At 48.9% G+C, this 13,255-nt stretch carries 11 protein-coding genes; 2 read left to right on the forward strand and 9 right to left on the reverse strand.

From position 1 onward, the window contains the following. Positions 1-491 precede the first annotated feature (491 nt). The 7 genes from JKP77_RS18580 to JKP77_RS18610 form a co-directional block, all read right to left on the reverse strand. Positions 492-959, reverse strand: coding sequence for a hypothetical protein (locus JKP77_RS18580; RefSeq protein ID WP_218312667.1), 468 nt, complete (start codon positions 957-959; stop codon positions 492-494). A gap of 274 nt (positions 960-1,233) precedes the next feature. Continuing rightward, positions 1,234-1,842 carry an EF-hand domain-containing protein gene (locus JKP77_RS18585; RefSeq protein ID WP_218312668.1) on the reverse strand — a complete coding sequence of 203 codons (609 nt, stop codon included), beginning with the start codon at positions 1,840-1,842 and terminating at the stop codon, positions 1,234-1,236. 598 nt (positions 1,843-2,440) lie between these two features. After that, positions 2,441-2,614, reverse strand: coding sequence for a hypothetical protein (locus tag JKP77_RS18590; protein WP_218312669.1), 174 nt, complete (start codon positions 2,612-2,614; stop codon positions 2,441-2,443). Between the two features lie 27 nt (positions 2,615-2,641). Beyond that, positions 2,642-3,508 (reverse strand): carbon-nitrogen hydrolase family protein, encoded by an 867-nt coding sequence (locus tag JKP77_RS18595; protein ID WP_218312670.1) that lies wholly within the window; start codon positions 3,506-3,508, stop codon positions 2,642-2,644. Positions 3,509-3,735: 227 nt separating this feature from the next. Further along, a complete protein-coding gene (locus tag JKP77_RS18600) occupies positions 3,736-4,206 on the reverse strand; it encodes a SixA phosphatase family protein (RefSeq protein WP_218312671.1) in 471 nt (156 codons plus the stop codon). Positions 4,207-4,255: 49 nt separating this feature from the next. After that, positions 4,256-6,604, reverse strand: coding sequence for a DNA polymerase II (locus JKP77_RS18605; protein ID WP_218312706.1), 2,349 nt, complete (start codon positions 6,602-6,604; stop codon positions 4,256-4,258). An 18-nt stretch (positions 6,605-6,622) separates the two neighbouring features. After that, entirely contained in the window at positions 6,623-8,527 is a 1,905-nt protein-coding gene (locus JKP77_RS18610; RefSeq protein ID WP_218312672.1) for a sensor domain-containing diguanylate cyclase, read from the reverse strand. Between the two features lie 183 nt (positions 8,528-8,710). On the opposite strand from JKP77_RS18610, the gene JKP77_RS18615 reads away from it, so the two are divergent. Together JKP77_RS18615 and JKP77_RS18620 are read left to right on the forward strand one after the other, a co-directional pair. Further along, positions 8,711-9,775 carry an MBL fold metallo-hydrolase gene (locus JKP77_RS18615; RefSeq protein ID WP_218312673.1) on the forward strand — a complete coding sequence of 355 codons (1,065 nt, stop codon included), beginning with the start codon at positions 8,711-8,713 and terminating at the stop codon, positions 9,773-9,775. Positions 9,776-9,958: 183 nt separating this feature from the next. Next, positions 9,959-10,990 carry a patatin-like phospholipase family protein gene (locus JKP77_RS18620; protein WP_218312674.1) on the forward strand — a complete coding sequence of 344 codons (1,032 nt, stop codon included), beginning with the start codon at positions 9,959-9,961 and terminating at the stop codon, positions 10,988-10,990. A 45-nt stretch (positions 10,991-11,035) separates the two neighbouring features. Here the strand turns inward: JKP77_RS18620 and JKP77_RS18625 are convergent, their stop codons facing one another. After that, positions 11,036-12,145 carry a HupE/UreJ family protein gene (locus JKP77_RS18625; protein ID WP_218312675.1) on the reverse strand — a complete coding sequence of 370 codons (1,110 nt, stop codon included), beginning with the start codon at positions 12,143-12,145 and terminating at the stop codon, positions 11,036-11,038. 20 nt (positions 12,146-12,165) lie between these two features. Continuing rightward, a complete protein-coding gene (locus tag JKP77_RS18630; RefSeq protein WP_218312676.1) occupies positions 12,166-13,242 on the reverse strand; it encodes a hypothetical protein in 1,077 nt (358 codons plus the stop codon). Positions 13,243-13,255: the final 13 nt, after the last annotated feature.

Raw genomic sequence — 13,255 nt, forward strand, 5'->3', positions numbered from 1 at the left:
TAGCGGCGATGGTAGTGTGGGGTCTCCCCATGTGAGAGTAGCACACCGCCAAGCTCCCAATTCGAAAAGCCCGCTCAGATGAGCGGGCTTTTTTCGTTGTGTGACGAAGAAATCCAATCTAGCTTTACATTCACCGGCTCCTACGGGAAAGCGGCTCGTAGAACGCAATAAAGGAACGAGAACCGCAAACCGCTATTCGAAGATACTCTGTGCAAAGACCCGGCATAAAACCCGCAGCAACACGGGAAAAGTTCTATATCAATAAAATAGTTATCTTCTGGCATCGGCACAATGAGTTTATAGTACCTACCCGTTACAGATTCACTACGTCGTGGAAACGTCAGATAAGGCATATGCGAGACCAATTCTGATCATGCTTTTACATTAGTAAGCGGGGGGCAACGCAGGACTCACTCTATGGTGGTAATGAAATGATAAGCAGTCGTTTGATATTGTGACAAGAAGATATGCGGATACAGAACTTCGGTTACTCACCGGAACGCATTTTGTTCAAAGAAGTGCTTTATATTCGGCGAGTCCACCTCAAAGCCTGCGTTTTGTAGCATGTTCAATGCGCTATCAATATCGTTAAAAAACTCATGATCAATATTTGCAGAGCCGTAAGCAGTGGTCAGCTGCCGCTTAATTGTTGATGCGATATCAGATTCAAGTATTACGATAGCTAAAACGGACAGCCCTAAGCTTTTACGTACAGCAGTTTGTTTTACAAAATAATTATAAACAGAGGGCTGCATCAGGCTTTCACCGAATAAGCAGCTTATCTGACACCAGGGCTTAGTAAGGTCGAGGTTGTTGATAACTTCGCCCATCTCGCGGGAGCCACGCCTGAGTGTTTCGTCATTCCACGGTCCGCGTGCAGAAAAAGAAAGTACCTGCTTAAAACTGGCAACTTCGAAACGCCCATGCTCTGTGCCTGGACGACTGCGCAGTGTATACATTCGCGTCTTACCAAGTATCTGTGGTTATTTGGTAAGACTATAGCCGCGGATACCTCGTAAAACCACCTTAAATACCCCAAAGCAGCTTTTAAGTCGATGATATGTGTAAGGCGGGAGTGACAGCTACGCTTAATGTCAGCTCTGAAATTTGATACAGAAACGCTGGTTTCTATAATAGAAATATCGCAAGTGTAACACTGCTATATACCAGTATATTCAGGCAGCACATATAAAAAAAGCCGCACGAAGCGGCTTCTATACAATGAACGCTGACTTACTCTTCAGAGTTATCAGCCATAGTACGCTGGTACTGCGAGTATTCCACTCGGGTAATCAGCTCGTTACCGTTCATGTCAATTTCATCAAAGTTCTGAATAACACCGCTGCGCGACGCCTCTGCTTTAGTAAGCTCGCCGTCATTGTCAGCATCCATCAGGTCAAATTCGCTCTCAGCCACGACCGTTTTTTTGACTTTCACTTCTTTTTCAAACATTTTGCCGGCTGACTCAGCTTTCGTTTTTGCGTGCATGGTTGCGTCCATTTTATGGTCATTACCTGCCGCAGATACAGTTTTCGGGTCGACCTCTTCAACACTGTTACTCATCTTCTGTACGGACGCTACCACATCACCGTGAAAATGATCTGGGTTATTTGTCACGTGCGTGTTGAATTCCTTTATCGATAAACGCATGTCATTGTTCATATCAATATTGGAGAAATGCTCATAGATATCGTCATCATCGGCTTCTTCACGAGAGATATACCCATTGTCGTTGTTGTCCAGATCGGCAAATGTACTATCAATTTTATCCTTGTCCTCGCCTGCAACTGCACCAGCTGACAATGCCGCACTGATCAATGTTACTAATGTTAACTTTTTCATATCTGACTCCTTGGTTTTGCCTCCATACTGCATAAAACGGAGGAGAAAATTCACAGTGGACCATTCAGGGAGCGTGCCAGAACCTTTTTAATTAAATAAAAACAATACGTTGCGATAAAGTTGGCAAGCGGTTCGAGTTATTTCAATATGTGATATCTATAGAACTTTTTGCAAAACTTACGTATTTACCTTCAGCGTCCACAGAGCGATATCGCATTTATTTTTCGCATTCGTGTATCAGGTAAGCGTTGATAATGAAGCGACTCAATTTTCGGTAACTACTGGTATTGGCGATTGCATTAAGGTAGTTGGCGAGCTTAAATCCGGCTTCCCTGTCGTGGTGCTGAAAGGTTCAGCTACAGGGACGGTCACGTACGTAGATGCTGTTCAGATGCTTACCGTGAGAATATTTTAGGGCGCGACGCTGCACGCGACTGTCGCACAAAAATGCCATTTTTTTGCTTTACCGGTGAACGCCAGGCAATTCATGACTAGAGCTTTGCGGCCTTGTCGGTTATTTCGCATATACGACATCGCAAGCTATCTGACTTCTCGCCTATATTTTCCGGTTCTGTCTGATTATCAGCAGGCGGATTGCTTATTCCCGGTTTGGCATAAACGCCATAATTTCCAGTGAGACAAACGCGACTATCGCTGCCGCAATGACGTCAGGCTTTTCGATGATGCCGGTAAGCATAAACAACAGGCTGGTCGCCAGCGCGAAAAGTAACAGCCCGCCATGAAAGCGGATGAATTTTGCAGGTTCTTTCATTAGTTCACTCTGGGTTAATGTCTGTGTTTATGGGCCCGTGATCAGCCACTGCCTTGGCCAGTCGGCATAGGTAGTTACCTGACCCTGCTCGCGTAGCGTTTGCGTGACTGCAAGATCAATATCCGCGGTAAGCAGGCCTGCCACCTCGTCGGTTTTTTGTGTCCAAATCCCCGAATCTGAAATCTTGCTGTCTGGCGGGCAATAGACAGCCGACTTTCCGGTATTTCTGAAAACGGCTGGATTCTTATCGGCGTCACCCACCAGTGCCGCGTGTAATACAAAGCACTGGTTTTCCAGCGCACGGGCTCTCGCTCCGGTTCTGACACGCTGATACCCCGCCTGTGTGTCTGTGCAACTGGGAACCAGTATGACATCCGCACCAGCCTCAGCCTGTCGCCTGGCCAGCATAGGAAATTCACTGTCATAGCAAATATTGATACCAATATTGCCAATGTCTGTTTTGAATACGGAAAGCTGATCACCCGGGCTGATACGCCATCGCTCTCGTTCAAATCGCGTCATTATTAACTTATCCTGAAAGCCTATTAAGCCTGAAGGGCCAAAAAATGATGCGCGGTTTCTGTATTCCTTTTCGTCAGTCAAAACAGGATAAGAGCCAGCAAGGATATAGAGTGAGTATTGTCTCGCCAATTGTTCGAATAATGCAATATACCCAGCATAGAATTTTTGAAGATAAACAAGTTGTTCGTTAAGTTTTACTTGAATATCCTGCGGCAGCAATCCCACCAGCTCCATGCTGGCATACTCAGGAAACATTAGCAGCGAGGCGTTTTTTTCACTGGCGCTTTTAACCCAGGTACGGATGTTATCAGCGAAATCATCCCAGTTATCCAGCCGTGATACGGGATATTGTGCCAGAGCGACTGAAATCATATTCACTTCCTGTTTTGTTTTTACTGAAATCAACCGGCCGGCAACGAAAATGCTACGTCAGCATAACTGTTCTGCGTATAACACGACGTTTACGGTTTTGAATATTCAGGTACGCTCAGAAAGGCCGCTTAGCTCAGCGGATCTTAATTATGAGGCCTGTTGATGTGGCACAGCTGACAGATTTAACAGAAGACGTAAGGCATTGTCTGTCGATGCACTGCCTCCCATTACTGTTTTGGCACTCGCTGCAGCGTCACGTTAGTCTGTCCGTCGACAAATTCCAGGATGAAAAGTGTGCCGTAGTCCTGCTCAGTGATAGAAAATGCCGGACCGCCCAGATAGCGTATCAGCTCAGGCGTGGTGTTGCTGTGGCCGGCTATTACAGCAGTCTCGTTATTCTTCTGAAGCGTACGGGCGAGGGCTTTTAGCTTCTTCGGATCATAAGTCGAGATCTCAACCGACGTCGCTTTTGATAACGGCATGACGGTCTCTTGCGTCCGTTTATACGGCGTCGCGTAAATAGCGCTGATTGGCTTGTCGGCCAGCAATGTCGCCAGTTGCTCTGCTCGGGATTGCCCTTGCGATGTCAGTGACGGATCGTCGCCAGCGGCTTTTTCAAAGTGGCGTGTCAGATAAAGCGTGGCCGCATCCGTTGAGAATATGAAAAGTAGCAACACCAGAGCAATTGCAGATTTCACAAGGAATCCCTATTAATTATCAAGTACGTTAAGCATGACATAAAGGTGGCTAAAATAAACCCATTTGCTCGTTTACGATTGTATCAAAACGTAATCCAATTAACGGCAGGATGCTCTCAGCGATGGGTTTGATTTGCTTCTCTACGTAATGATCGTAATCGAGTGGTGCAGTCTGACATTCGGTGGTCTGCGGCCCCTGCACAGTCATAACATACCGTATTTGTGACTTATTCTGATAGCGTAATGGCTGACCCTCTTGCGCATGCTTTTCGTCAGCCAGACGGGCAGCACGGACGTGGGGGGGGACTGAGCGCGTATATTCTGAGAGCGGCTTGCGCAATCGTTTACTGTAAACCAGCGCCTCGTCATGGCGACCGGCCCGAAGCGCATCGACAGTATTGCGAATAAACCCCTCGACGGGCTGGCCGGTAAACACATTCATGTACAGGGTTTCCTGGAAGGTTTTAGCCAGCGCTGTCCAGTCTGATCGCACACTCTCCAGGCCTTTAAACACCAGTTCCTGATTCCCGTTTCTGGTAGTTAATCCGGCATAACGTTTTTTACTGCCAGTCTCGGCGCCGCGAATGGTAGGCATAAAGAACGTGTCAAAATGGGTTTCAAATTCAATCTCAAGATAACAGTCGAGATTGAACTTTTCCCGTAAGGTTGTCTGCCATTGCTGGTTAATGTGTTCTTCCAGCTTTTTACCAACGGCGTTTGCCTCGGCTGCATTATTAATGTCTGGCAAATGGACGAAGGTAGAGTCTGTATCACCGTAAATCACATCGTAACCAAGTTCTGTTATCCAGCGAGCAGTGGTTTGCATGATGTCATGCCCCCTAAGCGTGATGGAGCTGGCCAGTCTGGGGTCGTAAAACGGGCATCCGCCACTGCCAAGAACTCCATAAAAAGAGTTCATCAAAATCTTAATTGCCTGCGATCGCGGTGCATCTTTTTCGCGCTTAGCTTCGTCGCGCTGCGCCCACAAACTGGCAATAATGTCTGGAAGAAAATGGCGCTCTCTTGAAAAAACTGCATTTTTGTATCCGGGAATGGCGGTGTCAGGATTGGCCAGCCCTTCTGCCAGTCCCATAGGATCAATTTTAAAAGTACGGATAATCGAGGGGTACAGGCTTTTAAAGTCTAATACTAAAACATGCTGGTACAGGCCAGGCTTTGAGCTCATTACATAGCCGCCAGGGCTTGCCAGTCCGCCGTTTTGAGGACGAACGCCGCTGACATAGTGATGACGGTGTAGCTTTGGCAGATACACATTGATGAACGCCGCAACGGAGCCACCAGGTCGTCCCAAATCGAGACCGGTGAGCGTGGCGCGAAGAACTAGAAAATCGATAAACCGGGTCGTTTCTGCAATACGGTTAACCAGCACGGTATCCTGAAAGTTATACCGTGCTAGTGCGACCGGATCCTGCCGGTAAAGCTTTTTTATCGCCCCTAAGCGATCGCTGTCCTGAATCAGCTTCCTTTCATCCAACAGCGCTTCCGCCACGGCGTCAAGCGCAAACGACTCAAAGTAGTACGTCATGGTTTTAAGCGCCTCAATCCCATCAATGACACATCGTCCCGGGATCTCAACAATAACCTGTCCGTCAGACCAGGTTTTTAATGTCATAGCATGACGCTGCCTGCCTATATGTAACGATCGTCCATAGCGGGTTGCGCATTGCTGCAAAACCGCAAAGTCGAATTGTTTCACATTCCAGCCTAGTAAAAGATCCGGATCGGCGGTGGCGATACTGGTTTCCAGTTTCACCAGCAGGTCCTGTTCATCTTTTGCCAGGGTCAGGGTAAAAGGAAGCGCGTTATCATTGAGAGTGGTGCTGTTGTCGGGAGGGATCAGGATGACCTCTTGCCACGACACGGAAGACAGAGCAACTGAATATAGCTGACCATGCTCATCGCACTCAATATCAATACTCAGACTGGTGAGTGATGGCGTATATCTGCCTGGTTTTACCCGCGCGTTAATCAGCGCATTGCGGTCCTGACTCTGACTCCCCTGAAAAATCAGTGACCCGTATATAAAACGCTCCATCAGATAGCGATCTGGCAGGCGAATGTCTGCTTCGTACGCCGTGATGCTATGGGCTCGTAACGCTTTTCTCAGGCGTTGCATCTGGTATTCGGTCTGCGTACGCAACAGGGTAACCGGCTCTTGGGAGAGGGTTTTAAAATCTCCCGGCATTACCGTGACGGGCATGGATCCTAAGAGCTGATGGTAATGTTCGGCATCTTGCCTGGTGATAAAGCAAACGCAGGTCTGTGCTGGCGAACGCAAACAGACCGGTCCACTATCAGAGGCTACCCAAAGCTCTACAAACGACTGCTGTCCCTGAGTGAGAGTTCGCCGGGACAGTATAAGTCCTTGTCCTGACAATAACGGTGAGATTGCCACTTAATCCGAGGGCTGATGCCTGACAATGCGATCGCGCCCTGCATCTTTTGCATCATAAAGGGCTTCATCTGCCAATGCTGTCAGTTCACTGGTTGTGCGTGCCACGCTGGCATCTACCAAGCCGATAGAAACACTGATCCGGCACTGGTTGTTGCCGATGGTAAACGGGATGTCCCGTACTGACTCTGCGAACTTTTTCAGCAGGCTTTCTGCTTTTACTGCCGGGGTATGAGGGAAGGCAAATAAAAACTCTTCGCCGCCAATGCGGCCAAGAATATCGGTGCTGCGGAAGGTCTTTCTGGCGAGTTTACCAAACGCCCGCAGTACGTCGTCACCGGTTTGATGACCAAACTTATCATTTATCTGTTTGAAATAGTCCAGGTCGAGAACTGCGATGGCGAGAGGATCATCATGACGAATTGCCAGGTGAAGTTGATTATCGACAACATCAAGAGTTTTACGCCGTGTAAGCAATCCGGTCAGTTCATCTTCGTTGGCAAGTAACTCAAGACGTCGCTGGTGCCGCTTTCCGTTGACATACAGGAACAACAGCAACAGGCAGATGATCACCAGCAGGAACGCGACAGCAACAACATATTTCTGCAGGCTCTGTTCGTTCATTATCTGCGTCTGCTGACGTAGATTCTGCTCTTTCAGCAGCGCATTCTGGGCTTCCTGCTGTTCAACTTCAAAAGCAGTACGCAACTCGAGTAACCGGCGGGAGTTTTGCTCCCGCTCCAGGTCATTCTGCAAATTACGAAGGATCAGCATTAACTGATAGGCTTTTTCATACTCTCCAAATGACGCATACAGCCCCGATTTCTCCAGACCTATCTGGATTTTTTGGGTCAGAAATGCGCTGCCATCCGCCATATCATCAGCTCTGTCGAGCATTTTCATGGCATTCTCAAACTGATCTTTCTTTTGCTCGACTTTCGCCAGGCTGATGAGTGCCTGAATTTGCATATAGGGGTTTTCAGCGGCTTCAAAAATACTCAGCGCTTCAGTAAGAAAGGATTCGGCATCGATGTACTTTCCCTGATTGATCAGATGATTAGCCATAATGGCATAGCTGTACGCTGCGCCCTGCAGGTCACCAATTTCCAGCGCCAGGTTAGCTGAATCCCGCAGGTAGACCATAGACTTTTGGATTTGTCCGGTTTCAAAATAGGCTTTCCCGAGTCCGAACAGGGTGTTCGCGAGCTCAAGTGAAGCGTTGGTTTCCCGATAGTACGCCTCCGCTCTTTCATAGTACGGAATCGCTTGCTGCCATTCCTCACGATACTCATAAACCAGTGCAATCATACTGGCAAAGTCTTCTGGTTTTAGCAGTGTGTTGTGTTCCTGAGCCAGCCGATAGCCTTCCTGAAAAAAAGACAGCGCATCATCGGTGGTACTTAGTGCCAGATGTATGTAACCCTGAATACTGAGTGCATAAGTAAGTAGATCGAAGTGTTCGGTTGACTTTGCCCAGGCTATGGCCGACTGGGTATACGTTAGCCCTTGTTGGGCTTCGCCGGCGGTATCCAGGGCTTCAGCCTTAGCGACGGTTAAGTTGTAATACAGCCATGGCTGATTCGCCGGACTCACCAGTTCGAGACCGAGATTGACGTGTTCTATCGCCTTTTTGTGAAGCAACAGGGCAGAATAGGCGCGACTTAATAACGCATGAACTGCAGCCTTATCCTCATCGCTCTGGGTCAATGCAAAGGTGCGTTGCAGGTCGGAGATGGTGGCATCCGGGGTCTTTCTTACCTCACTGACAAGACCTTGTACGGCGTCAGGCCACTGGCGAACATAGTCTGACTGAGCCTGCACTGACAAACTGAATAACGATAAAAAAAGCAAAGTCGCTAGTCTGTGAAGCAGTGTCTGGCTGACAACAGTAAACAACGGCCACGTCATGAAAATCCCTCTGGAGAACACGTCTGCCAACAATACACGAAGGCGTGAGTAAACGCCTACATTAACACGAAAATAACGTGCCATATTAATTTATCAAATAGTTGCTTATCAGTCAGATGCGTTGGTAATTTGTTTTCTGTGGAGCGCACAATACATCATGTGAAAAACCAATAGAGTGTCCCTATGGATTATCCCGATTTCCCCTTGCCGCAGAATGGCTGCACCACTGAAATTATGCCGGGCGTGTTGTGGCTTCGAATGGGGTTGCCTTTCGACCTAGACCATATCAATTTGTATCTGCTTGAAGACACCGATGGCTGGTTTGTTGTGGATACTGGCTTGGGTACGGATACAACAAAATCGGCATGGGACCAGATTTTCGCTAATCTCGATAAGCCAGTTAAGGGCGTTATTGTTACGCACATGCACCCCGATCATATTGGGCTTGCCGGTTGGATCACCGAGAAGTTCCGTGTCCCCCTGTACATGACGAACAGTGAATATTACACCGCCAGGGCGTTACTGAATGTGCCGCAGGGTGGCTCTCGCTGGAATGATCGGGAATACTTTACCCGTGCTGGTCTGGATAACGAGACCGTAGAGAAAATCGTATCATCAAGCAAAGGGTTCGCCAGTGTCGTGTCAGCTATACCATTGGCTTACCAGCGGCTGCGGGATGGCGATGTTCTTACGATAAATGGAAAGCGGTGGGAGATTATGATTGGGCGAGGCCACTCTCCGGAACATGCCTGCCTGTTTTGTCACGAACAGCATGTGCTACTCTCCGGTGATCATATTCTCCCGAAAATCTCTCCGAACATCGGTGTTTATTCGACCGAGCCAGAGGGTAATGCGCTTAAAGAGTACCTCGCCACGCTGCTGCCATTTTTGTCGTTGCCGGAATCCACCCTGGTTCTGCCGGCGCACAACACCCCGTTTACCGGATTACAGGACCGCGTCAACGGACTAAGGAATCATCACAAACGTCATCTTAACGCCTTACTTCAGGCATGCCAGACGCCTCAATCGGTGGTGGATTGCCTGCCGGTAATGTTTAAACGCAAATTGTCAGGCAGAAATACGGTGTTTGCCGTCGCCGAATGCCTGTCACACCTGAACTACCTGATGTTTGATAAACAACTGTCGCGTACTCTCAATGCACACGGTGTTTATCAATATACCGCGATTGATACCCCTGATGATGACGTGGATATCGCTCAGCCGGATATGGATTTCACTACGGTGTAGCTGGACGTTTATGTCTTTCCCCGCCACACTCTTTAGACGGTAACTATCCTTGCTTAGGTAGCGGTTTATTACTACCGAACAGAAGGCTTGCGACAAACAAACGGTATCCGCCAGCCAGACTGTTGACCGCAAGGCAGATGTTAACAGTGCGTCGGGATTACATCACGTTCAGAGGACCTTCTTATGTCTAAACTTATTCTGTCGCTCGATGGCGGCGGTATTCGCGGAGCCGCTACGACGCAGTTTCTGTCGCGCGTTGAAAACGCACTGCTGGCCGAACACAACCTTCACCTGAGAGACTGCGTCGATTTTTATGCAGGTACCAGCACGGGAAGCATTATCGCGCTGGCTCTGGCGACAACATCGCTGTCTTTAAGTGAAATTAATGGTCTGTACAACCCGGAAAATGCCAGGGTTATTTTTGCCGAGAACCGTGGCTTTATGGAATTGGACGGTATCAATGCTCCCAAATACGAAGCAACAGGCAAGTCCAGGCTGTTGGCTGATAATTTCAAAGACGCCAGCCTGGCAGATGCGGTAACCAATGATAAGCATGTACTGGCTGTGACTTACGGTATTGAGGACAGAAAACCCTATGTCCTGAAAACCACTGTGCCGGAGCATTTATCGTTAAAAAGCCGTGATGTGGCAGATGCCTCAAGTGCAGCGCCAACCTATTTTCCCACTCATGGCATGGAAATTCCTGAAGGCGGAGAGCAATGCTGGTTAATTGATGGGGGAGTAACGGCAAATAATCCGACGATGTGTGCTATTGCAGAAGCACGCAGGTTGTGGGCCGCGGATCCCTGGGAGTCGCTGCGTATTTTGTCGGTAGGCACAGGATATCAAACGCGGAAAATCAATGGGCCTGAGTCGCGAAAGTGGGGCGCGCTGGGGTGGATGTCCAAAGGCCAGATCATCGATGTGCTCTCCGATGAGCGGGTGGTGGCGTATCAGGCCATCACTATGGCATCACCTGGGAACTATATTCGTGTTAACGCACAAATGGAGGTTCAGGATGGCATGCCTTCGCCGCCGGACGATGCCATGGATGACATCAGTGAATCGAATATCAGAAAGCTGAAGCTAATGGGAGACTTCTGGTTCGAACGCTACGGTGATGCTGTGGTAGCGCTACTGGCCGGGAATTACAGCGGACCGTCGCTGGATCGTATTGATTCTAAAACCGGACTGCCCCGGCCTCTTGTTGTCTGACTTTTCTGACCGGCGGGCCTGAGGCCCGCCAAGACTTACCCGTTCCTATATTCGCTGGATAGCCCAGTTCAGTGCCACAATAGCAATTGCTGAGGAAGCAAGCGGCATCAGTGTTTTTGGATACCACCGCCATTTTCTGACGGCGATAAGTAAAGGCAACACAGCCAGAACAATTACTAGCTGACCGATTTCCACACCAATATTAAATGACGCGACGGTAACCAGAGTGCTGTTACTGTTAGACTGCAACTCTGCAAACACGCTGGCAAAGCCCATTCCATGCAGCAAACCAAATGCAAACGTTATCCAGGTAAGCCGGGTTACCACGGGCCAGATATTATTCATTGCCGTGAGTAATACCGAAACGGCAATACCGACTTCTACCCATCGGCTACTTGGTGCGATCCATCCCAGCGCGGTAATAGTCAGGGTAATGGAGTGGGCGACCGTGAAGGCCGTTACCAGGTAGACCGTCTCTTTAAGAATAGGTGCAATAGTGGGATGTCCGACCCAACTCTCCTGTCGGCGGATCAGGTTGACAGTCAGTAGCAGTGCCATGAGAAATAAGATGTGATCGATGCCAATCCAGATATGAATAATACCTTCATAAACAAAGCTGCGAACACCATCCCAGAAACCGGTGTTATTCCTGGTGAATTCATGTGTAGAAGATTGTTGCGACAGCACGATGGAGGTCGGCATACCGGTGTCAGAAAATGTGGTGAGTACCTTGTGCGTAGGATCAAAATCAAATATGCCGCTGTAACCGACCGTAAGTGATTCGCCAGGCGGACAGGTGGCGGTAAAGGGAACCGTGATAAGGTTCTCACCAGACACAACCGATAACTTGGGCGTACCGGACGTCAGTTCGCATGCCTCGTTGCTGCGTGTTAAGGTTAAATGGGATTGCACGTAGCTGCCGATTTCATTTTGGGCAAGCATCACTTCTCCCCAGGAAAGCTGGCCGTTGGCGTCGTTATCGACAGCCACGACATGTGCAAGATCGTAGGGCTTCAGCGAGAGTTCGCCTGTGATGTCGCTACTACCTTCACTTTCGATTGTCAGATAGCCCGAGCTGATTTCATGAGACTGCGCCTGCCAGGCAGCAGTTGCCAGTAAAAGAAGCGATATAACGCGCAATATCCTGTTTCTCATAACAATACAAATATCCAGAGTTATTGATTAAAAGCATCAGTCGCACGGGCTACCAGCGCGGCGTCTGTCGCTGTCTTTGAATGTTCAAAGTGCAGGGAAGCGAAGTGCAGTGCTTTGTCCTTATCAGGCGCTACATCCAGGTAATATCGCGCCAGCTGTGCGGCGTGCTCATTGTCTTCACGCCATTCGCGAATGGCGACTCGCTGCTGCATGCGTTGTTGCCATGTTTTATCTTCACCTGCCTGCGCTTCGGCAATGGCAAGTCGCAGCAAAATGGCGTCATCAAGACTGCTTTGGTCAGCAACCATCGGCGCTATACGATTGAATATCGCCGAAGGGTTTTGCTCGACAAGGTATGTATCCATCCACAGCGCAATCAGACTAACAGGCGCGGACGATAATTCGATAGTTTTCAGATGGTTTCTGGCTAATTCGGGCTCATTTACCTGAAGTGCCATTGCCGCAAGGGTTTCATGGATCCACAGCATTTGTTCTGCTGGTGCGGTTGCCTGCGTCGCGGTCAAAGCGGCCAGCCTGGAGTATGTTGAGCGCGAGGGTGATGACTGGAAATCCGCATCTAACGTGCAGGTAAGTGTAACGATAAGTGCAACCTGGCCGAATAAGTCACTACACGTATCTCTTGCCTGCTCAAATTGCCCCATCTGCACTTGTATATTTGCCAGCAGCAACAGCGCGCTGGCTGAGTGAGCTGGTGATTTTGCCACATCGTTAAGTACTGCCGAAGCGGCATCAAATTGATGATATAGCTGCAACATTCTGGCTTTTACCAGCTTATGCGCGGGATCGAGCTTACCACGCGCTTCCTGCTCTTCAAGGTAGTGTTTTACCTGGCCAACGGCAGTGACGGATTGGTTAAGTTTACGGGATGCCAGTAACACATCCATCGCTTCCCCGGCTGAACGAATTGTGCTGGCGCTTGCCGGCCAGCTGGCTATCACGGTATCAGGCGAGGGGGGCTTTTCCATTGCATTTGCTTTGCCTGGTAGCGTCAGCCACATGATGATGGTAAGTATCAACGCCACGCCAATACCGGTTAGCGGGATCATTGTTTTATAGTCAAACGATTTCAGTTTCATGGTTGTGCACCTG

The organism is Alteromonas antoniana (assembly GCF_019249295.1).
Classification (GTDB): domain Bacteria; phylum Pseudomonadota; class Gammaproteobacteria; order Enterobacterales; family Alteromonadaceae; genus Alteromonas; species Alteromonas antoniana.

Coding starts and splice junctions, on each gene's coding strand:
- JKP77_RS18625 (WP_218312675.1), bottom strand. CDS start 12,145: ATGAGAAACAGGATATTGCGCGTTATATCGCTTCTTTTACTGGCAACT.
- JKP77_RS18585 (WP_218312668.1), bottom strand. CDS start 1,842: ATGAAAAAGTTAACATTAGTAACATTGATCAGTGCGGCATTGTCAGCT.
- JKP77_RS18630 (WP_218312676.1), bottom strand. CDS start 13,242: ATGAAACTGAAATCGTTTGACTATAAAACAATGATCCCGCTAACCGGT.
- JKP77_RS18580 (WP_218312667.1), bottom strand. CDS start 959: ATGTATACACTGCGCAGTCGTCCAGGCACAGAGCATGGGCGTTTCGAA.
- JKP77_RS18615 (WP_218312673.1), top strand. CDS start 8,711: ATGGATTATCCCGATTTCCCCTTGCCGCAGAATGGCTGCACCACTGAA.
- JKP77_RS18590 (WP_218312669.1), bottom strand. CDS start 2,614: ATGAAAGAACCTGCAAAATTCATCCGCTTTCATGGCGGGCTGTTACTT.
- JKP77_RS18595 (WP_218312670.1), bottom strand. CDS start 3,508: ATGATTTCAGTCGCTCTGGCACAATATCCCGTATCACGGCTGGATAAC.
- JKP77_RS18620 (WP_218312674.1), top strand. CDS start 9,959: ATGTCTAAACTTATTCTGTCGCTCGATGGCGGCGGTATTCGCGGAGCC.
- JKP77_RS18610 (WP_218312672.1), bottom strand. CDS start 8,527: ATGACGTGGCCGTTGTTTACTGTTGTCAGCCAGACACTGCTTCACAGA.